At 73.1% G+C, this 19,140-nt stretch carries 18 protein-coding genes; 15 read left to right on the top strand and 3 right to left on the bottom strand.

Annotated features, from left to right (window positions below):
* Nucleotides 1-109 precede the first annotated feature (109 nt).
* The 8 genes from ssd to ACGWYL_RS04990 all read left to right on the top strand — a co-directional run bounded on the left by ssd (nucleotide 110) and on the right by ACGWYL_RS04990 (nucleotide 4,924).
* A complete protein-coding gene (gene ssd / locus ACGWYL_RS05025; RefSeq protein ID WP_395486586.1) occupies nucleotides 110-1,084 on the top strand; it encodes a septum site-determining protein Ssd in 975 nt (324 codons plus the stop codon).
* Complete coding sequence (locus ACGWYL_RS05020) at nucleotides 1,081-2,199, top strand: TadA family conjugal transfer-associated ATPase (RefSeq protein ID WP_179427686.1); 1,119 nt, start codon at nucleotides 1,081-1,083, stop codon at nucleotides 2,197-2,199. The genes ssd and ACGWYL_RS05020 overlap by 4 nt, the downstream gene beginning before the upstream one ends.
* A complete protein-coding gene (locus tag ACGWYL_RS05015; protein WP_395486585.1) occupies nucleotides 2,196-2,984 on the top strand; it encodes a type II secretion system F family protein in 789 nt (262 codons plus the stop codon). Before ACGWYL_RS05020 ends, ACGWYL_RS05015 begins: the two co-directional genes overlap by 4 nt.
* Complete coding sequence (locus tag ACGWYL_RS05010) at nucleotides 2,981-3,670, top strand: type II secretion system F family protein (protein WP_395486584.1); 690 nt, start codon at nucleotides 2,981-2,983, stop codon at nucleotides 3,668-3,670. Before ACGWYL_RS05015 ends, ACGWYL_RS05010 begins: the two co-directional genes overlap by 4 nt.
* A 117-nt stretch (nucleotides 3,671-3,787) precedes the next feature.
* The gene (locus ACGWYL_RS05005; protein ID WP_179427692.1) at nucleotides 3,788-3,982 is read left to right on the top strand and encodes a DUF4244 domain-containing protein; all 195 of its coding nucleotides are present in this window, start codon (nucleotides 3,788-3,790) and stop codon (nucleotides 3,980-3,982) included.
* Nucleotides 3,983-4,041: 59 nt separating this feature from the next.
* Nucleotides 4,042-4,242, top strand: coding sequence for a DUF4244 domain-containing protein (locus ACGWYL_RS05000; protein ID WP_395486583.1), 201 nt, complete (start codon nucleotides 4,042-4,044; stop codon nucleotides 4,240-4,242).
* A 17-nt stretch (nucleotides 4,243-4,259) separates the two neighbouring features.
* Nucleotides 4,260-4,574, top strand: a complete 315-nt coding sequence (locus ACGWYL_RS04995; protein ID WP_395486582.1) for a TadE family type IV pilus minor pilin — start codon at nucleotides 4,260-4,262, stop codon at nucleotides 4,572-4,574.
* Nucleotides 4,571-4,924: an Rv3654c family TadE-like protein gene (locus tag ACGWYL_RS04990; RefSeq protein WP_395486581.1), complete on the top strand. Its 354-nt coding sequence runs from the start codon at nucleotides 4,571-4,573 to the stop codon at nucleotides 4,922-4,924. Before ACGWYL_RS04995 ends, ACGWYL_RS04990 begins: the two co-directional genes overlap by 4 nt.
* Nucleotides 4,925-4,944: 20 nt before the next feature.
* Here ACGWYL_RS04990 and ACGWYL_RS04985 read toward each other — a convergent pair whose 3' ends face one another.
* Nucleotides 4,945-6,678 carry a BCCT family transporter gene (locus ACGWYL_RS04985; RefSeq protein WP_179427700.1) on the bottom strand — a complete coding sequence of 578 codons (1,734 nt, stop codon included), beginning with the start codon at nucleotides 6,676-6,678 and terminating at the stop codon, nucleotides 4,945-4,947.
* Between the two features lie 117 nt (nucleotides 6,679-6,795).
* Nucleotides 6,796-9,084, bottom strand: a complete 2,289-nt coding sequence (locus tag ACGWYL_RS04980; RefSeq protein ID WP_395486580.1) for a DEAD/DEAH box helicase — start codon at nucleotides 9,082-9,084, stop codon at nucleotides 6,796-6,798.
* 83 nt (nucleotides 9,085-9,167) lie between these two features.
* On the opposite strand from ACGWYL_RS04980, the gene ACGWYL_RS04975 reads away from it, so the two are divergent.
* Together ACGWYL_RS04975 and ACGWYL_RS04970 are read left to right on the top strand one after the other, a co-directional pair.
* The gene (locus ACGWYL_RS04975) at nucleotides 9,168-9,500 is read left to right on the top strand and encodes an STAS domain-containing protein (RefSeq protein ID WP_078699459.1); all 333 of its coding nucleotides are present in this window, start codon (nucleotides 9,168-9,170) and stop codon (nucleotides 9,498-9,500) included.
* Between the two features lie 2 nt (nucleotides 9,501-9,502).
* Entirely contained in the window at nucleotides 9,503-10,954 is a 1,452-nt protein-coding gene (locus tag ACGWYL_RS04970) for a methyltransferase (protein WP_395486579.1), read from the top strand.
* Here ACGWYL_RS04970 and ACGWYL_RS04965 read toward each other — a convergent pair whose 3' ends face one another.
* Nucleotides 10,955-12,124 carry an MFS transporter gene (locus ACGWYL_RS04965; protein WP_179427704.1) on the bottom strand — a complete coding sequence of 390 codons (1,170 nt, stop codon included), beginning with the start codon at nucleotides 12,122-12,124 and terminating at the stop codon, nucleotides 10,955-10,957.
* A 111-nt stretch (nucleotides 12,125-12,235) separates the two neighbouring features.
* Here ACGWYL_RS04965 and topA point away from each other — a divergent pair, with 111 nt between their 5' ends.
* The 5 genes from topA (at nucleotide 12,236) to ACGWYL_RS04940 (ending at nucleotide 19,128) form a co-directional block, all read left to right on the top strand.
* Nucleotides 12,236-14,920 (top strand): type I DNA topoisomerase, encoded by a 2,685-nt coding sequence (gene topA, locus ACGWYL_RS04960; RefSeq protein WP_179427706.1) that lies wholly within the window; start codon nucleotides 12,236-12,238, stop codon nucleotides 14,918-14,920.
* An 81-nt stretch (nucleotides 14,921-15,001) separates the two neighbouring features.
* Nucleotides 15,002-15,754 carry an aquaporin Z gene (gene aqpZ, locus ACGWYL_RS04955; RefSeq protein WP_218845978.1) on the top strand — a complete coding sequence of 251 codons (753 nt, stop codon included), beginning with the start codon at nucleotides 15,002-15,004 and terminating at the stop codon, nucleotides 15,752-15,754.
* 67 nt (nucleotides 15,755-15,821) lie between these two features.
* Nucleotides 15,822-16,484 carry a dTMP kinase gene (gene tmk, locus ACGWYL_RS04950; protein ID WP_269304097.1) on the top strand — a complete coding sequence of 221 codons (663 nt, stop codon included), beginning with the start codon at nucleotides 15,822-15,824 and terminating at the stop codon, nucleotides 16,482-16,484.
* Nucleotides 16,481-17,611, top strand: a complete 1,131-nt coding sequence (locus tag ACGWYL_RS04945; protein WP_395486578.1) for a DNA polymerase III subunit delta' — start codon at nucleotides 16,481-16,483, stop codon at nucleotides 17,609-17,611. The genes tmk and ACGWYL_RS04945 overlap by 4 nt, the downstream gene beginning before the upstream one ends.
* Entirely contained in the window at nucleotides 17,608-19,128 is a 1,521-nt protein-coding gene (locus ACGWYL_RS04940) for an alpha/beta hydrolase (protein ID WP_269304093.1), read from the top strand. The genes ACGWYL_RS04945 and ACGWYL_RS04940 overlap by 4 nt, the downstream gene beginning before the upstream one ends.
* Nucleotides 19,129-19,140: the final 12 nt, after the last annotated feature.

The raw sequence follows: 19,140 nt of genomic DNA, 5'->3' as shown, positions 1-19,140 counted from the left end.
ACCGACAGTCGGGGACATTCGTCCACACGCCTACGTCACACCCGTCGCGCCGTCCACAGGCTCGGCGCGACCCCTGTCGGTGCGTCTCGCACCTCGCGAGGGTGGGGGCATGGACCCACGCCCGCTCTCCTCAGTACCCCTGGTGGTCACCCGCGACGCGTCCTTCGCCGAGAGCGCCCGGCGCTGGTGCGCGGCGTCGTCCGTGCTGGTCGACTCCCGCAGTCTCGACGCGCTGCTGGCCGTCGACCTTCCGCGGCGCGACGAGGTGGTCGTGGTGGCGCCCGACCCGCGCGAGGCCTGGCGATCGGCACTCGACCTCGGGGCGCGTGACGTGCTGTCGGCCGACGAGGACGCCGCGATCGTCGGGGCGCTCGTGCGGGCCCTCGACGGCTCGGGCGAGGCGTGCGCGATCACCATCGTCGGTGCGTGCGGAGGTGTCGGAGCCTCCACGCTGGCGGCCGCCGCGGCGGGCCTGGCCGCCCGGCGCGACCTCGCGCCCGTCCTCGTCGACGGCGATCCGCTGGGCGGGGGACTCGATCTCGTCACGGGCGCCGAGGCCGTGGACGGCTCGCGCTGGAACGACCTCGACGGCGCCGTCGGTCACGTCGGCGCCGCCGAGCTGGTGGAGAGCCTGCCGGTGCACCGCGGGATCGCGCTGGTGTCCTTCGGGCGGTCCGGACGTCCGGTGCACGGCAGCGCACCCGTGATCGGCGCGGCGATGCGCGGCTTCGACGTGGTCGTGGCCGACGTGCCGCGCCACCTGGACGACCTCGGGCGCGAGCTGGTCTCCCGCTCGGTCCTCACGGTGGTCGTCGTGCCGCGGCGGCTGCGCGGGGTGGTCGCGGCGAGGGCCCTCGTCGAACGGCTGGGCTCGTGGTCCGGCTCGATCGCACTCGTCACGCGGTCGACGCCGTCGGGGATGCCCACGGCGGCTGTGGGGCGCGAGCTCGGGCTGCCGGTCCTGGCCGATGTCGGCTCCTCGCGACGCTTGGCGGCCGACCTCGAGCACGGCCTCGGCCCCTTGCGCGCACGGTCCGTGGTCGGCGCGGCGCGACGGGTGCTCGACACGGTCGGCCTGCGGTGACGGCCGTCCGTGCCGAGGTCGTCGAGCGGGTCCGACGACGATTGGCCGCGTCCGGTTCCGAGCCCACGCCGCACTCGGTCGCCGAGGCGCTGCGAGCCGAGGAGCAGCTGTGGGGCACCACCACGGTGCTCGCCATCGTCGAGCAGCTGCGCAGCGAGGTGCTGGGGGCCGGCGTCCTCCAGCCACTGCTCGACCTGCCGGGCGTCACCGACGTCCTGGTCAACGGTGCCGAGGGGGTCTACGTCGACGAAGGCGACGGCCTCGTGCCCCGGCCCGAGGTCGGCTTCGCCGACGAGGCCACCGTGCGACGGCTGGCCCAGCGCCTCGCGGCCACCGCGGGACGCCGGCTCGACGATGCATCACCGTGGGTCGACGGCCGTCTCGCCGACGGCACCCGGCTCCACGCCGTGCTCTCGCCGGTCGCCCGCACGGGCACCGCGATCTCCCTGCGCGTGCCGCCGCGACGGGCGATGACCCTGGCCGAGCTGGAGGCGGGAGGGTCCGTCGCACCGGCGATGGGCGCTGCGCTCCGGGACCTCGTCGCGGCCCGTCGCAGCTTCCTCGTCACCGGTGGCACCGGCTCGGGCAAGACCACCGTCCTCGCCGCGCTGCTGCATCTCGTCCCGGAGCCCGAGCGGATCGTCGTGGTCGAGGACTCCGACGAGCTGCGGCCTCGGCACCCGCACGTCGTCGGTCTCGTCGCCCGCCCGCCCAACGTGGAGGGTGCCGGAGCGGTGGGACTGCGCGACCTCGTGCGCCAGGCGCTGCGCATGCGTCCCGACCGGATCGTGGTGGGCGAGGTGCGTGGGGCCGAGGTGGTCGACCTGCTGGCCGCCCTCAACACCGGTCACGAGGGTGGCTGCGGCACCGTGCACGCCAACGCGCCGGACGACGTCCCCGCGCGAATGGAGGCACTCGGCATCGCCGCCGGCCTCACCCGCGACGCGGTCCACGCCCAGGTCGCGGCGGGCCTCGACGCCGTCGTGCACGTCGTGCGCCACGCCGACGGGGTGCGCGAGGTCGCGGCGCTCGCCGATGTCGCGGCCGATGCGTCCGGCCGGCTCGTCGTGCGGCCTCGGCTCGAGGTCCGCCGCGGCCGGGTCGTCGAGCCGTGAGGGAGGCGGCGGCCCTGCTGGGCGTGGCCGCCGTGCTGGTCTGGCGACCGCCCTGGAGCTGGATCCGCGTGCGGGTCCACCCCGTCACCTGGCCGCGGCCGGGGCGCCGCGAGCTCGTCCCGGCCGCCGTGCTCGCGTCCGGTGCGTCCCTGACGGTGCTGCCGGCCGCGCCGACGATCCTCGCCTGGACCGCGGCGGGGGTCGCGGTCGCCGCCGCCGTGCGCTGGCAGCGCGCCCGCGGGCGTCGGCGTCGGCTCGTGGTCCGCGACGAGTGCCAGGTGGTCATCGACGGACTCGTCGGCGAGCTCCGCAGCGGGGTGCCGCCGACCACCGCGCTTCAGCGGCTGGAGCTGGAGGCGCCCGTCCTTCGCGCCGCCGCGACCGCCGCGGCCACCGGCGGCGACGTGGCGACCGCGCTGCTCGAGCTGGGTCGCCGTCCGGGTGCCGAGGCCCTGAGGGGCGTGGGTCAGGCCTGGGCGGTCTCGCAGTCGTGCGGCGTGGCGCTCGTCGACACCCTCGAGCGTGTCCGCGAGGCCGCACGGGAGGACCGCGAGCTCGAGCGCGAGCTGGCCGCGGGCGTCGCCCCGGCCCGGGCCACCGCACTGCTGGTGATCGCGATGCCGCCCCTCGGACTCGGCTTGGGGACGGGCCTCGGGGTGGATCCGCTGGACGTCGTCCTCACCACCGTTCCCGGGGCCGCGTGCGTCGCCCTTGGCGTCGCCTTCGCGGTCGCGGGCGTGCTGTGGATCGAAGGGATCGCCGACCGACTCGAGGCGGGCGAATGATCGCGGGTCTGCTCGCTGCGGCAGCCGTCCTCGTGGCTCGCCCGGGGTACGCTCGGCGACGCCTCCGGAGGCTGAGGCGGACGACGACGCCCCGGCGCCTGGATCGGGCACTGCTCGTCGCGGCGTGCGCGCCGGTGGGCGGCTGGCTGCTGTTCGGCGCCATCGGCCTCGTGGTGGGCGCGGCGGCCGCACCGTTCGTCCACCGCCAGGCCGGCCGCTGGGAGTCGTCGCGCGACGTCAGACGGCGGGTCCAGCTGGTGCGGGGCGCGCCGCTCGCGCTCGACCTCGTCGCTGCGGTCCTCGAGGCAGGCCGCTCGCCGCACGAGGCGGTCCTGGCGGTCGCGGCACACGCGCCCGACCCGATCGGCCCCGAGCTCCAGGCGGTCGCCCTCCGCGTGCGCCTCGCCGCCGATCCGGCGACGGCGTGGAGGTCACTCGACGGCGACGTCCTCGAGCCGATCGGCCGCGCGTTCGCGCGGGCCGAGAGCTCCGGCGCCGCGATCGTCCCGCTGATCCGCGACACCGCCGACGACCTGCGCCGGGTCGACCGCGCGCAGCGGCGCGAGACGGTCGGTCGCGTCGGGGTCCGCACCACCGTGCCGATGGGCTTGTGCCTGCTGCCGGCCTTCGTGCTGGTGGGCGTCGCTCCCACGGTGATCGCGGTCGTGGGATCGGTCCGGATGTGACTCGTCCCCAGCCCGGCGCGCCGCGACGGGAGATCTCCACAGGCTTCCGCGAGGACCGCAGATCAGGGCGCCGGATCGCCATCTTCGGGTGTCACATCATCCGTTGGAAGGACACCCATGAAGTTGATCGCCACCCTGCGCCGCGTCGCCGACCGTGCCGACGAGCTCGGCATGAGCACCTCCGAGTACGCCGTGGGCACGCTCGGTGCCTGCACCATCGGCGGCGTGCTGGTGAAGATCGGCCAGTCCGACTGGTTCGGCGGCCTCGTCCGGGACGTGCTCGGCCGGATCCCCGACCTGCTGCCGTTCTGATCGCCCGCCGCGGCACCCGGGGCAGCCGGGTGCCGCGGCCCCACCCGAGGAGTCACGCCATGAAGAAGCTGAGTCGAGCCGAGCCGGGCCAGGTCACCGCCGAGTACGCCGTCGGTGGTGTCGCCGCCGTCACGGTCGCCGGGGCGATCCTCGGCGGTCCGGGCTCCGTGATGGGCCGGTGGGTCCTCGATCTCGTCACCGACCTCGTCGCCCGGGCGTTCACGACCACGCTGCCCGATCTGTTCCGGTGGCCGGGGTGAGGCGAGGTGAGCGGGGGATGGTCGCCGCCGAGACCGTGGTCGTCCTGCCGTTCGTCGTGCTGGTCGCGTGCGTGCTGGTCTGGGTGGTGTCGCTCGGCGTCGCCCAGATGCGCGTCGCCGACGCGTCGCGCGAGGCAGCCCGACTGCTGGCGCGGGGTCAGTCGACCGCAGAGGCGCGCGCGGCGGTCCGTGAGGCCGTGCCGGGCGCGCGCATGCGGGTGAGCCGCGAGGGCGACCGGGCCGGGGTCACCGTCCGCTACCGGGCGCGGCTGCCGCTCGTGCCGCGGGTCCACCTCGACCTGTCCAGCCGCTCGGTGGCGGTCGTCGAATGAGGAGCGCGGAGCGGGGATCGGCCACGGTGCAGGCCGCGGCGGTCGTCGCGCTGCTGAGCCTCGTCGCCTTCGTCTGCCTGCAGGTCGCGCTGGCGGTGTCGCTGCGCGAGCGGGCGGCGGCGGCCGCCGACCTCGCGGCGCTCGCGGCCTCGCGCGCCAGCGTGGAGGGGGCGGACCCCTGTGGGGTGGCGCGCCGGGTGGCCGGCGACAACGGTGCGCGCCTGCGGGACTGCCGGATGGACGCCGACGTCGCCACGGTCACGGCGCGCGCGGTGGGCCCGCGCTGGTCGATCGGCCGATGGGCCGCCGACCAGCGGGCCCGGGCCGCCCCCACCTGGTACCTCGAGTGAGGCGGCGGGGGCGGACGGGTTCAGCTCTTCGCGGACTTGTCGATGATCGCGTCGTCGCCGTCGACGACGGGACCGGTGGGATCGTCGGACGGGGCCTCCTCCACCACGAGGGCGAAGTCCTCGCCGTGGCGGTCGACACCGGCCAGCACCGCGCCCTCGACCAGGCTCTGGCCGAGGTCCTCGCGGACGATGATCGGGTCGGTGCTCAGGTCGCGGTAGAGCGACACGCACAGGACGACCATCACGCCCAGGAACGGCAGCGCAGCGACGATCGTCAGGGCCTGCAGCCCTTCGAGTGCGACGGGGTCGTCGGGATCGGCGATGAGCAGCATGATCGCCGCCACGGCCCCGGTCAACCCGCCCCAGAAGATCACCAGCCAGGTCTTCGGCTCGATCGAGCCACGCTGGGACAGGGTGCCCATGACGAGGGAGGCCGCGTCGGCGCCGGAGACGAAGAAGATGCCGACGAGGAGCATCACCACCACGGTCGTGACCGCGGGGATCGGGTACTGCTGCAGGAGGTCGAACAGCGCGTAGTTCGAGTCGACGGTGGTCTCGCCGCCCGAGATCGCCTCGGCCTCGCTGATGCCGGAGCCGCCGAAGATCGCGAACCAGACCAGGCTGACCATGCTCGGGACCAGCAGCACTCCGGTGACGAACTGACGGATCGTGCGGCCACGGCTGATGCGCGCGATGAACATGCCGACGAACGGCGTCCACGACACCCACCACGCCCAGTAGAAGATCGTCCAGGCGCCGAGCCAGTCGGCGACGGAGCCGCCTCGGGCATCGGTGCGTCCCGCCATCTGCGGGAGGTACTCCACGTAGTCCGCGATCGCCGTGGGCAGGAGGTTCAGCATCAGCAGGGTCGGGCCCGCGATGAAGACGAAGGCGGCCAGCACGAGCGCGAGCACCATGTTGATGTTCGAGAGCCACTGGATGCCGCGCGCGACGCCGGACACCGCCGACAGGATGAACAGGATCGTGAGGGTCACGATGATGAGGACGAGCAGGAGCTCGCCGACCGATTCGACCCAGCCGTTGTGCTCCAGGCCGGCGCCGATCTGCAGGGCGCCCAGGCCGAGCGACGCGGCCGAGCCGAACAGGGTGGCGAAGATGGCCATGATGTCGATGGCCTTGCCGATCGGTCCCTCCACCCGTCGACGTCCGAGGATCCTGGTGAAGACGGCCGAGATCAGCTGCGGCCGTCCCAGACGGAAGGTGCCGTAGCCGATCGCCAGGCCCACCACGGCGTAGATGGCCCACGGGTGCAAGGTCCAGTGGAACAGCGTCTGCGCCATCGCGGCCTGGACGGCCTCGTCGGTGGCCGCGTCGGCGGTGTTGGGCGGCGGTGCGAGGTAGAACGTCAGCGGCTCGGCGACGCCCCAGAACATCAGGCCGATGCCCATGCCCGCGCTGAACATCATCGCGATCCAGGAGGCGGTGCGGAACTCGGGCTTCTCGCCGTCACGCCCGAGCGGGATCTTGCCGTAGCGGCTCGCGGCCACCCAGATCGCGAAGACGACGAAGCCGGTGGTGGCCAGGACGAACAGCCAGCCGGTGTACTCGATCACCCACGACTGGGCCTCCGAGGCACGTGCGCCGAGGGAGGCTTGGTCGAGGATTCCCCAGAGGATGACCATGAGGGCCAGAGCGGCTGCGACCCCGAAGACGACCTTGTCGAGTCTCCCTTCTGGGCGTGGTTCCAGCTCGGGCTCGAATGCGTCGGCGGGTCGGTCGGTGCCGATGGCCATCGGAGAAATCACCTCGGGTCTCTGGTGTGTCTGTGGTTGCAAACCTTTCAACTCTCGCACCGTCGTCCCGGAATGGCCAATCGAACGGAGCCCGGAAACCCGGGGGAAACGGCTCGATCAGGCGGGTGCGGACGCCAGCACGGCGTCCAGCAGCAGCACCGCTCCGGCCTTGTCGAGCGGGTGGTTCCCGTTGCCGCACTTGGGCGAGACCACGCAGGACGGGCACCCGTCGCGGCACGAGCACTCGGCGATCGTGTGGCGCGTCATCCGCAGCCACGTGGCCATCTGCTCGTACCCGCGCTCGGCGAACCCGGCACCGCCGGCGTGGCCGTCGTGGACGAACACCGTGAGCTTCCCGGTGTCGGGATGCAGGGCGGTCGAGAGGCCGCCGATGTCCCACCGGTCGCACGTCGCCAGCAGCGGCAGGATGCCGATCGCGGCGTGCTCGGCGGCGTGCGCGGCACCGGGCAGCGCCTCGGGGTCCATCAGGCCGGTGGCGACGTCGGTGTCGAGGGTCCACCACACGGCCGCGGTGGGCAGCGTGCGCTCGGGCAGGTCGAGTGGCTCCTCGCCGATCACGCGGCCCGTGCTGCGGTCGCGGATCTGGTAGCCGATGACCTGGCTGGCCACCTCGACGTCACCGAAGGCGACCGTGGCGGGGCCCCACGTCACTCGGCGGCGCTCCTCGACGACGGTGACGGCCGTGGCCGAGCGTGCGCTGGTGGTGTGGTGCACGTCGGCACGGCGCACCACCGCCGCACCGTGGTCGGGGTCGTAGGACTCGACGAGGTGGTCCTCGCCGCGATGCACGTAGATCGCGCCCTCGTGGACCTCGGCGTCGGCGGATCCGGCGTCCACCGTGCCGACGAGACGCCCCGTGGTGCCCTCGACGATCTGCACGGGGTGGCCGCCGGCGGAGCGGATGTCGGCGAGGTCGGCCGCGCGCTCGCGGCTGGTCCAGAACCAGCCGGCCGCGCGGCGGCGGAGCATCCCCGCGGCCTCCAGCGCGGCGACGCCCTCGGCCGCGCGGGGGCCGAACGGGCCGAAGTCGGCCTCGGTGAGCGGCAGCTCCTGGGCCGCTGCCGCGAGGTGCGGGCCCAGCACGTAGGGGTTCTCCGGGTCGAACACGGTGGCCTCGACCGGCGCGCCGAGCACCGCCTCGGGATGGTGCACGAGGAACGAGTCGAGCGGGTCGTCGCGCGCGATCATCACGCCCACGCTGTCGATCCCGGCTCGCCCCGCGCGACCCCACTGCTGCCACAGGGCGGCCCGGGTGCCGGGGAACCCCACCGTCACCACGGCGTCGAGGCCCGCGATGTCGATGCCCAGCTCGAGCGCGTTCGTGCTGGCCAGACCGAGCAGGTCGCCGGAGCGCAGTCGCGCCTCCAGCTCGCGCCGCTCCTCGGGCAGGTAGCCGCCGCGGTAGGTGGCGACGCGCCCGGCCAGCTCCGGATCGACCTCGGCCAGCGCCCGCGACGTGCCCATCGCCAGCTGCTCGGCGCCGCGTCGCGAGCGGACGAAGACGAGGGTGCGGGTGCCGCCCACGACGAAGTCGGTGAGCAGGTCCGAGGCCTCGGAGCCGGCCGAGCGGCGCACCTCCACGCCGTCGCGCGCGGCCTGCAGCGGTGGCTGCCAGAACGCCACGGTGCGCGCCGCGTGGGGCGAGGCGTCCTCGGTGACCGCCGTGACCGGCGCCCCGATCAGCCGCTGGGCCGACGCGGCCGGCTCGGCCACCGTGGCCGACGACAGCACGAAGAGCGGATCGGCCCCGTAGTGCGCGCAGATCCGCCGCAGCCGTCGCAGGATCAGCGCCACGTGGGCGCCGAAGACGCCGCGGTAGTGGTGGCACTCGTCGATCACGACCACCCGCAGACCGGCCAGCAGGCGCGCCCACCGGTCGTGCTGCGGAAGGATCGTGCGGTGCAGGATGTCGGGATTCGCCAGCACCCAGTTCGCGTGGTCGCGCGCCCACGCCCGCTCCTCGCGGCTGTTGTCGCCGTCGACCGTGGCCGGGCGCAGGCCGGGCACGCCGGTGGGCAGCCGCCGCAGCTGGTCGGCGGCCAGGGCCTTGGTGGGCGCGAGGTAGAGCACCGACGGCCGCCGGGCGCCGGAGAGGCCGGACCCGCCGCGTCCCTCGCGCAGCGACTGCAGCGCGGCCGCCTGGTAGACGAGTGACTTGCCCGAGGCGGTGCCGGTGGCCACCACGACGTGCCGTCGGTCGTGCAGCGCCGCGAGCGCCTCGGCCTGGTGCCCCCACAGCACGTCGGCGCCCTCGGCCGCGAACAGCTCGCGGACCTCGGGGTCGATCCACTCGGGCCACGGCTCCACCACGGGCTCGACGGCGGGGTGGTGCTGCACGTGCACGAGTCGCTCCGCGTGGCGCGCGAGAACGGGGTGCAGGGGCATGGGGGAAGTCTCCCCCACTGCCCTGACGGCGCCGCGCGTGCGTTCAGGTGGGAAGACGTGCCGCCGGATGATTGAATTCGGACATGGACCTCACGCTCACCGAACGGGAGTCACCCCCGTTCCACGTGGTCGAGGTCGCGGGGGAGATCGATGTCTACACCGCGCCACGCCTACGTGAAGTCGTCGTCGGCGCGATCGACGACGGACACACCCGCCTGGTGATCGACATCGAGAACGTCGCCTTCCTCGACTCGACGGGCCTCGGCGTGCTCGTCGGGGCGCTGAAGCGCGTGCGGGCCGACAACGGCTCCCTCGACATCATCTGCACGAGCGAGCGGCTCCTGCGCATCTTCGCGATCACCGGTCTCGACAAGGTCTTCGGCCTGCACACCTCGATCGACGAGCTGGTCTCCTGACCGTGGCGACCCCCGACGTCGGCAGGCTCCGGGAGGCGATCGACGGCTTCACCGTCGACGCGGTGCACGGGGTCCTCGGCGACGCGGCGTGGCGCGCGCTGGCCCGCAACGAGACCGTGCCCGGGCTGCGCGCCACCGCCGATGGCTCGACCCTCTCGACGCTCATCCGGCTCTTCCAGCTGCAGGCCGCGGTGCCCCGTGCGAGCGCCGAGGCGGCCTTCGGCGACGCGTGGGAGACCGCGCTCGCGCTGGGCCTGGTCGAGCTCGACGGCGACGAGGCGCGGGCGCTGCTCGACCTGCGTCCCTACGGCGACGAGACGCACGACTGGTGGGTCGTGTGCGACCTGACCCCGGGCCTGGACGGCCGTGAGAACCCGCGCGACCCCTCGTACGTGCTGGGCATCAGCGAGGCCTCCTCGTCGCTCGCCCAGCTCACGGTGCGGCCGCAGGTGGATCGCGCGCTCGACCTCGGCACGGGCTGCGGCGTGCAGGCCCTGCACCTCGCCACCCACTCGCGTGACGTGGTCGCCACCGACGTCAACCGGCGCGCCACCGACCTCACCCGGCTCACCGCGGCGATCAACGGCGTCGACCTCGACGTCCGCGAGGGCAGCCTCTTCGAGCCCGTCGCGGGGGAGCGGTTCGACCTCATCTCCACCAACCCGCCATTCGTCGTCTCGCCGCCCGAGGGCGACCGCCTCGTCTACCGCGAGACGGGCTTCCCCGGCGACGACGTCGTGCGCCGCATCGTCACGCAGGCGCCCGACCACCTGAACGACGGCGGCTGGTGCCAGGTGCTCGCCGCGTGGATCCACGAGGACGGCGTCCCGTGGCAGGAGCGGCTCGCGTCGTGGATCGAGCCCACGGGGATGGACGCGTGGGTCGTGCAGCGCGAGCGGGTCGACCTGCCCGAGTACGCCGAGATGTGGCTCGCCGACGCCGGACTGCGGCACGCGCCCGGTCACCTCGAGCGCTACGACCGCTGGCTCTCGTGGTTCGCCGAGCAGCGCATCGAGGCCATGGGCTTCGGCTGGATCACCCTGCGAAAGGCCGGCCGCGCGACGCCTCAGGTGAGGATCGAGGAGTGGACCGGTCCCGTGGCACAGCCGGTGAGCTCCGAGTTCGCCGCCTGGGCCGGCCGCACGGACGCGCTCGACACGGGTGACCTGCTCGACCGCGCGTGGCGGGTGGGCGACGACGTCGTCCAGGAGACGGCGGGCCCCGTGGGCGCGCCCGACCCGGCCATCATCCGCGCCGTGCGGATGGGTGGCCTGCGCCCCACGCGCCAGCTCGACACGATCGAGGCGGGACTCGTCTCGGCCAGCGACGGCGACCTCACGGCGGGCCAGCTGCTCGACGCGATCGCCCAGCTGCTCGAGCAGGACGCCGCCGAGGTGCGCCGGACCTACGAGCCCGCGGTGCGCGAGCTCGTGGCCGACGGCTTCCTCGTCTAGCTACTCGGCCCGCACGGGCACGGGCCGGCGCTGACCGCCCAGCGACACGAGCGCGATGGCGACTGCGATCCCGCCTCCGGCCGCGAAGCCCGCCGCCGCGCCCCACTGGTCGATCGCGGCGCCGATGACCGGCGCGCCGGCGGCACCGCCGACCGTGAAGGCCGTGGCCTGCCAGCCCATCGCCTCGCCGCGACGGGACTCGTCGGTGAGCTTGGCGATGTACTCGCTGCACGCGGTCATGATCGGCGCGCACAGCAGCCCGGCGGGGATCGACGCGAGCGCCAGCGTCCACGGCGCGTGCGCGATGCCGACCGGCATCGTCAGCAGGCCCATCGCCAGCAGCAGGTAGGTGGGCCGGATCGACGCCGGGCGCGCTCCGTAGATGAGACCGCCGACCAGCGACGACAGGCCCCAGCCGAGGTACACGACGCCGACGAGCCCGACCGCGTCGAGCTCGCGCAGCACGGCGATGATCCCGAGGTCGGTCGACATCAGGGCCACCATCGCGCCGCCCGACACGAGGAAGAGGAACATCAGGTCGCGCGTGACCCAGTCGAAGCCGCGGGTCCGCTCGGCCGGGGCCTGGCCCTCGCTGCGGGTGGGCGGGTCGAGCCACCACAGGATGAGCAGCCCGAGCGCGACGGTGAAGCCCACCGCGAGCAGCGCGATCTCCGGCGAGGCGGCCACCACCAGCACGCCCGCAGCGGCCGGGCCGATGATGAACGAGGCCTCCGCGATGACCGAGTCCAGCGCGAAGGCGCTGCGGTGGTGGCTCGACGGCAGGTTCGCCGCCAGCGACACCCGCACGATGGAGTGCACGGGCGCGATGAACAGGCCCATGACGAACGCCAGCGGGAGCAGCCACAGGTAGGTCGCGGTGGCGGCGAGCGGGTAGACGACGAAGAGGACCGCGATCGAGGGGATCAGCGCGCGCCGCACGCCGAGTCCGTCGATCATCCGGCCGCGCCAGGGTGCACCGAGACCCGCGCCGATGGTCTCCACGGCGGCGATGATCCCGGCCTCGCCGTAGGAGGCGTCGAGCCCCTCGACGACCAGCAGGGTCAGCACGAGCGGGACCGCCATCATGGGGATTCGGGCGAGGAACGCCGCGATGTACAGCGGCACGGTTCCGGGTGACCGGAGCACCTGTCCGTAGGTCACCTTCTCCACTCGCCGGATTCTTCCACGGCTGACACCTGTGAGAAAAATGGTTGACAGGAGGCGCTACGGTGGGCCTCCATCGGCCTCTCTCCCCAACAGGCCCCCTCGGAGGAACCCAACGTGACATCACTGGTGATCGTCGAGTCGCCCAACAAGGTGCGCAGCATCGCGGCGTACCTCGGCGACGGCTACGTCGTGTCCTCCTCGGTGGGCCACATCCGCGACCTGCCGCAGGGCGCCGACCAGATCCCCGCGAAGTACAAGGGGGAGTCGTGGGCGCGTCTCGGCGTCGACATCGACAACCGGTTCGAGCCGGTCTACGTCGTCCCGGCCGAGAAGAAGAAGCAGATCGCCGAGCTGAAGAAGCTGCTCAAGGAGGCCGACGAGCTCGTGCTCGCGACCGATGAGGACCGCGAGGGCGAGGCCATCGCGTGGCACCTCTTCGACGAGCTGAAGCCGAAGGTCCCGGTCAAGCGCATCGCCTTCAACGAGATCACCAAGGAGGCGATCCAGCGCGCGATCGCCAACCCCCGCGACATCGACCAGGACCTCGTCGACGCGCAGGAGACCCGCCGCATCCTCGACCGCCTCTACGGCTACGAGATCAGCCCGGTCCTGTGGAAGAAGGTCATGAGCGGCCTGTCCGCCGGCCGCGTGCAGTCGGTGGCCACCCGCCTGGTCGTCGAGCGCGAGCGCGAGCGGATGGCCTTCCGCACCGCGTCGTACTGGGATCTCGAGGCCACGTTCGGCTGCGATCTCGAGCCCTCGCGCTTCCCGGCCAAGCTCGCCACGGTCGACGGCAAGCGCGTCGCCTCGGGCTCGAACTTCGACAGCAGCGGCTCCCTCAAGGGCAACGTCGTCCACCTCGACGAGCCGGCCGCGCAGGCGCTGTCCACCGCGCTCGAGGGCCGCGAGTTCACCGTGCGCTCGGTCGAGTCCAAGCCGTACACGCGTCGCCCCTACGCGCCGTTCCGCACCACCACGCTGCAGCAGGAGGGCTCGCGCAAGCACGGCTTCGGCGCCCAGCGCACGATGTCGATCGCCCAGAAGCTGTACGAGGGCGGCTACATCACCTACATGCGCACCGACTCGGTCACGCTGTCGCAGACCGCGCTGACTGCCGCGCGCTCGCAGGTCAAGGAGCTCTACGGCGCCGACTACCTGCCCGACAAGCCGCGGGTCTACAGCTCCAAGGTGAAGAACGCCCAGGAGGCGCACGAGGCGATCCGCCCCGCCGGCGAGACGTTCCGCACCCCCCAGCAGACCGGCCTGTCCGGCGACGAGCTCAAGCTCTACGAGCTGATCTGGAAGCGCACGATCGCCTCGCAGATGGCCGACGCGAAGGGCAACTCGGTCTCGATCCGCATCGGCGCGGCCACCGAGAACGGCCAGGACGTCGAGTTCGGCGCCTCGGGCCGCACCATCACGTTCCACGGCTTCCTCAAGGCGTACGTCGAGTCCACCGAGGACCCCGACGCCGAGGGCGACGACCAGCAGACCAAGCTGCCGAACCTCTCCGAGGGCGACGTCGTCACCGCGGTCGAGCTGGCCGCCGCCGGCCACCAGACCAAGCCGCCGGCGCGCTACACCGAGGCCTCGCTCATCAAGGAGCTGGAGGACCGCGAGATCGGTCGTCCCTCCACCTACGCCTCGATCGTCAACACGATCCAGAACCGCGGCTACGTCTACAAGAAGGGCACGGCGCTCGTGCCGGCCTGGGTCGCGTTCAGCGTGATCCGCCTGATGGAGCAGCACTTCCCGCGGCTCGTGCAGTACGAGTTCACCGCCGAGCTCGAGGGCGTCCTCGACGAGATCTCCCACGGTCGCGAGAACCGCGTCGCCGTCCTCGAGGGCTTCTGGTCCGGTGAGGGCGAGACCGACACCGGCCTCAAGCGCCTCGTCGACAACCTGCCCGAGATCGACGCCCGCGGCCTGGCCACGTTCGAGCTCGGCGAGGGCATCGCCGTGCGCGTCGGCCGCTACGGCCCTTACGTCGAGGGCCCGCCCATGGTCCCGGCCAAGGACGGCGGCGAGCAGCCCACCCGCGCCAACGTGCCCGAGGACCTGCCGCCGGACGAGCTCACGCTCGAGAAGGCCAAGGAGCTCCTCGCCACGCCCGCCGGCATGGAGAAGGTGCTCGGCACCCACCCCGAGACCGGCCTCGAGATCGTCGCGAAGAACGGCCGCTACGGCCCCTACGTCACCGAGTCCCTGCCCGAGGACGCCAAGAAGGGCGCCAAGCCCCGCACGGCGAGCCTGTTCAAGTCGATGGACCTCGACTCGATCGGCCTCGACGACGCGGTCCGCCTGCTGACGCTCCCGCGCGTCGTCGGCACCGACGTCGACGGCACCGAGATCACGGCGCAGAACGGCCGCTACGGGCCGTACCTCAAGAAGGGCACCGACTCGCGCTCGCTGGAGTCCGAGGAGCAGCTGCTCACGATCACCGAGGAGCAGGCGCGGGCGATCTACTCCCAGCCCAAGACCTACGGTCGTCGCGCTGCCGCCGCCCCGCTGAAGGAGCTCGGCGAGGACCCCACCAGCGGCAAGCCGATCGTCGCGAAGGACGGCCGCTTCGGCGCCTACGTCACCGACGGCGAGTACAACGCCACGCTGCGCAAGGACGACGACATCGAGACGCTGACGCACGAGCGCGCCGTCGAGCTGCTCGCCGAGCGCCGCGCGAAGGGGCCCGCGAAGAAGGGCGCCAAGAAGACAGCGAAGAAGGCCACCAAGAAGACGGCGGCCAAGAAGACCACCGCGAAGAAGGCCACGACCAAGAAGTCGGCCGCCAAGAAGTCCTGAGCCCGCCCCTGCGGAGGTCTCGCCCACGACCGCGTTCGTGCCCTACGGTGTAGGAACCCTTCGCAGTGGGACGGAGCACTCATGACCGAGGCACCCGAGTACACGATGGCCCAGCGGCTGGGCGCCGAGGCGCTCGGCACGTTCTGGCTGGTCTTCGGCGGCTGCGGCACGGCGATCTTCGCCGCCACCGCGATCCCCGTCGACGCGCAGATGGCGGTCGGGGTGGGCTGGCTGGGCGTCGCCCTCGCCTTCGGCCTCACCGTGCTGACCGGCGCGTACGCGTTCGGTCCGGTGTCGGGCGGGCACTTCAACCCGGCGGTCTCGGTGGGCCTCGCGGTCGCGAAGCGGTTCGCGTGGCGCGACCTGCCCGGCTACGTCGCGGCGCAGGTCGTCGGCGCCACGCTGGCCGGTGCGGTGCTGCTGATCATCGCGCGCGGGATCGAGGGCGGCTTCGACCCGGTCGAGACCGGCTTCGCCACCAACGGCTACGGCGACCGCTCGCCGATGGGCTACAGCCTCGCGTCGGTGGCGCTCATCGAGGTCGTGCTGACGGCGGTGTTCCTCTTCGTCATCCTCGGCACCACCGCGAAGCGCGCCGCGGTGGGCTTCGCGGGCCTGTCGATCGGTCTCGCGCTGACCCTGATCCACCTCATCAGCATCCCGGTGTCGAACACCTCGGTGAACCCGGCGCGCTCGCTGGGCGTCGCCTGGTTCGCCGGCGGCGACGCGATGATGCAGGTCTGGGTGTTCATCCTCGCGCCGGTGGTCGGCGCCGCGATCGCCGGCTTCTCGCACGACTTCCTGCTCGGCCGCGACCGCGATCCCGTCGCGTAGATCGCATCGTCCACAGGCGTGCTCGGCCGTGCGCGCCGGTGTCGGGCGCGCCGACTAGGCTCGCCCCATGCAGCCATCGGACGACCCCCTCGTCACCGAGGTCGGCGTCTTCGTCGCGTTCGAGGGCGGCGAGGGCTCGGGCAAGTCCACCCAGTCGCGACTGCTCGCGTCCTGGGTCGAGTCGCGCGGGCACACCGCGCTGCTCACGCGTGAGCCCGGCGGCACCGAGGTCGGCGCGCGGCTGCGCTCGATCCTCCTCGACCCGGCCACCGGCGACCTGTCACCGCGCACCGAGGCGCTCATCTACGCCGCCGACAAGGCCGAGCACGTCGACACGATGATCCTGCCGGCGCTCGCCGACGGCTCGGTCGTCATCACCGACCGCTACGTCGACTCCACGCTGGCCTACCAAGGCGCCGGGCGGGCCCTGCACGTCGGCGAGCTCGAACCGCTCGCCCGCTGGGCCACCGCCGACCTGCGCCCGCACCTCACCGTGGTCCTCGACGTCGACCCGCGCGTGGGCCTGGCCCGCGCGGGCGAGCCCGACCGCATCGAGGGCGAGCCGATCGAGTTCCACGACCGCGTCCGCCGGCACTTCCTCGACCTCGCCGACGCCGACCCCGAGCACTACGTCGTCCTCGACGCCGACGAGGCGCCCGAGGCGATTCACGAGCGCGTCCGTGCCGCGGTCCTGCCGTGGCTCCCGCAGGCGCGAGGGGCGCAGGCATGACCGCTCCCGTCTGGGACGAGCTCGTCGGCCAGGACGACGTCGTCGCCACGCTCGGGTCGGCCGTCGCCGGGCAGATGACCCACGCGTGGCTGTTCACCGGGCCGCCCGGCTCGGGTCGCTCCAACGCCGCCGTCGCGTTCGCCACCGCCCTGCAGTGCGAGCAGGGCGGCTGCACGACGTGCCACTCGTGCGTCACCGCCGCCGCGGGCAGCCACCCCGACATCGCCGTCATCAACACCGACGGCCTCAGCATCGGCGTCGACGCCGCACGCGACGCGGTCCGCCGCTCGGCCCTGCACCCGTCGATGGGGCGCTACCAGATCCTCGTGGTCGAGGACGCCGACCGCCTCACCGACCAGGCCGCCAACGCGCTGCTCAAGTCGATCGAGGAGCCCGCGCCCGGCACGGTCTGGCTGCTGTGCGCGCCAGCCGTCGAGGACGTCATCATGACGATCCGCTCGCGGTGTCGACCCGTTTTGCTGCGCACGCCGCCCGCCGCGGCCATCGCGCGGCTGCTGCACGAGCGCGACGGGATCGAGCTCGACGTCGCGCAGCGCGCCGCGGCCGCGGCCCAAGGGCACATCGGCCGCGCCCGCGGGCTGGCCCGCGACCCCGAGGCCCGTCGTCGTCGCGCCGAGATCCTCGCGCTGCCGGTCGGCCTGCGCGGACTCGGCGACTGCCTGCGCGCCGCGCAGCGGATCGACCAGGAGGCCACCGCCCGCGCCAAGGAGCGCTGCGACGTGCTCGACGCGCGCGAGCTGGGCAACCTGCAGGAGTCGTGGGGCGTCGAGGAACGGGGCCGCCGTCCGGCGGGCTACGCCGGCGCTCTCTCGTCGCTCACCAAGGAGCAGGAGCGCCGTCGCAAGCGCATGGCGCGCGACGCGATCGACGGCGTGCTGCTCGACCTCCTGTCGTTCCAGCGCGACGTGCTGGCGCAGCAGCTGGGCACCGGGGCGGCCGCCATCAATGCCGACGTCGCCGACGACATCGCCACGATGGCCGCCCGCTCCACGCCCGAGGGCACGCTCGCCTCGATCGACGCGATCGTCGGCTGCCGCGAGGCGCTCCAGGCCAACGCCGCGCCCCAGCTGGCGCTCGAGCACATGATGTCGAGGTTCCTCGGATGAAGCGCGTCACCGTCATCGCCCTGGTCTCGCTGCTGGTGGTCGCGCTGGTCGCCGGCGCCGTCAGCGCGCTCTTCCTCGTCGACCGGCCCGCGCCCGACCCCGAGCCCACCGGCGAGACGGCTCCGGCCGGCCTCGAGCGCTTCTACGACCAGGACGTCACGTGGCGCGACTGCCGTGACGACCGCTGCACCACGATCGAGGTGCCGGTCGACTACGAGGATCCCGACGGTGAGACCCTCCAGCTGGCCGTCCGCCGCGTCCCCGCCACCGGCAAGGGCGGGAAGGCGATCTTCGTCAACCCGGGAGGGCCGGGTGGATCCGCGGTCGGCTTCGTCGGCTACCTCGCCAGCGAGCTGCCCGACGACCTGCGCCGCACGCACGACGTGATCGGCATCGACCCGCGCGGCGTCGGCGAGAGCACCCCGCTGGAGTGCCTGTCCGACGAGCGGTTCGACGCGTTCATCGACACCGACCCCGATCCCGACGATGCCGACGGCGTCGCCGCGCTGACCCGGTCGGTGAAGGAGATGGGCACGGCCTGCCGCGAGAACTCCGGCGCCCTCGCCGAGCACGTCTCCACCGAGGAGGCCGCGCGCGACCACGACATCGCCCGCGCCGTGCTCGGCCAGGACGAGATGCGCTGGTTCGGCTTCTCCTACGGCACCCAGCTGGGCGCCACGTACGCCGACCTCTTCCCCGAGAAGGTCGACAAGATGGTGCTCGACGGCGCCGTCGACGTCACCCTCGACGCCGAGGGCCAGGGCCTGGGCCAGGCCACCGGCTTCCAGCAGGCGCTCGAGGCCTACCTCGCGTCCTGCATCGAGGGCGAGGCCTGCCCCGTGGGCGACTCGGTCCAGGAGGGCATGGACACGATCACCGCGCTCATGGCCAAGCTCAGCGACACCCCGCTGAAGGCGCCGGGCGGCCGTGAGCTCACCGAGGGCCGTGCCTTCTACGGCATCGCCGTGGCGCTGTACTCGGAGGAGTCCTGGCCGTACCTGACCACTGCGCTGCGCGGCCTCGTCAAGGGCGACCCGTCGGTCATGCTCGTCCTGAGCGACACGTACTTCGAGCGCGACCAGGACGGCTCCTTCGACAACAACTCCGGACAGGTCATCTATGCGGTCAACTGCCTCGACTCCGACGGCGCGCCCGACGCCGCGCAGACGCAGGACCTCATCCCGAAGTTCCGCGCGGTCTCGCCCGTGTTCGGCGCCGCGCTGGGCTGGGGCGTCATGGCCTGCCACGACTGGCCGATCAAGGGCGAGCACCCGCAGGAGGACGTCACCGCCGAGGGTGCGCCGCCGATCCTCGTCGTCGGCACCACGCGCGATCCCGCCACGCCGTACGAGTGGTCCGAGGCGATGGCCGAGCAGCTGGAATCCGGCGTCCTGCTCACCCGCGAGGGCGACGGCCACACGGCCTACACCTCGGGCAACGAGTGCATCCGCGACGCCGTCGACGCCTACTTCGGCGACGGCACGGTGCCGAAGGACGGCACCGTCTGCGAGGAGTGACCTGCCGGAAGC

The sequence above is a fragment of the Aeromicrobium sp. JJY06 genome (genome assembly GCF_044069275.1).
Taxonomy (GTDB): Bacteria; Actinomycetota; Actinomycetes; order Propionibacteriales; family Nocardioidaceae; genus Aeromicrobium; species Aeromicrobium tamlense.
Note: the sequence above shows the minus strand (reverse complement) of the source record. Positions and strands in the feature narration are given on the sequence as shown.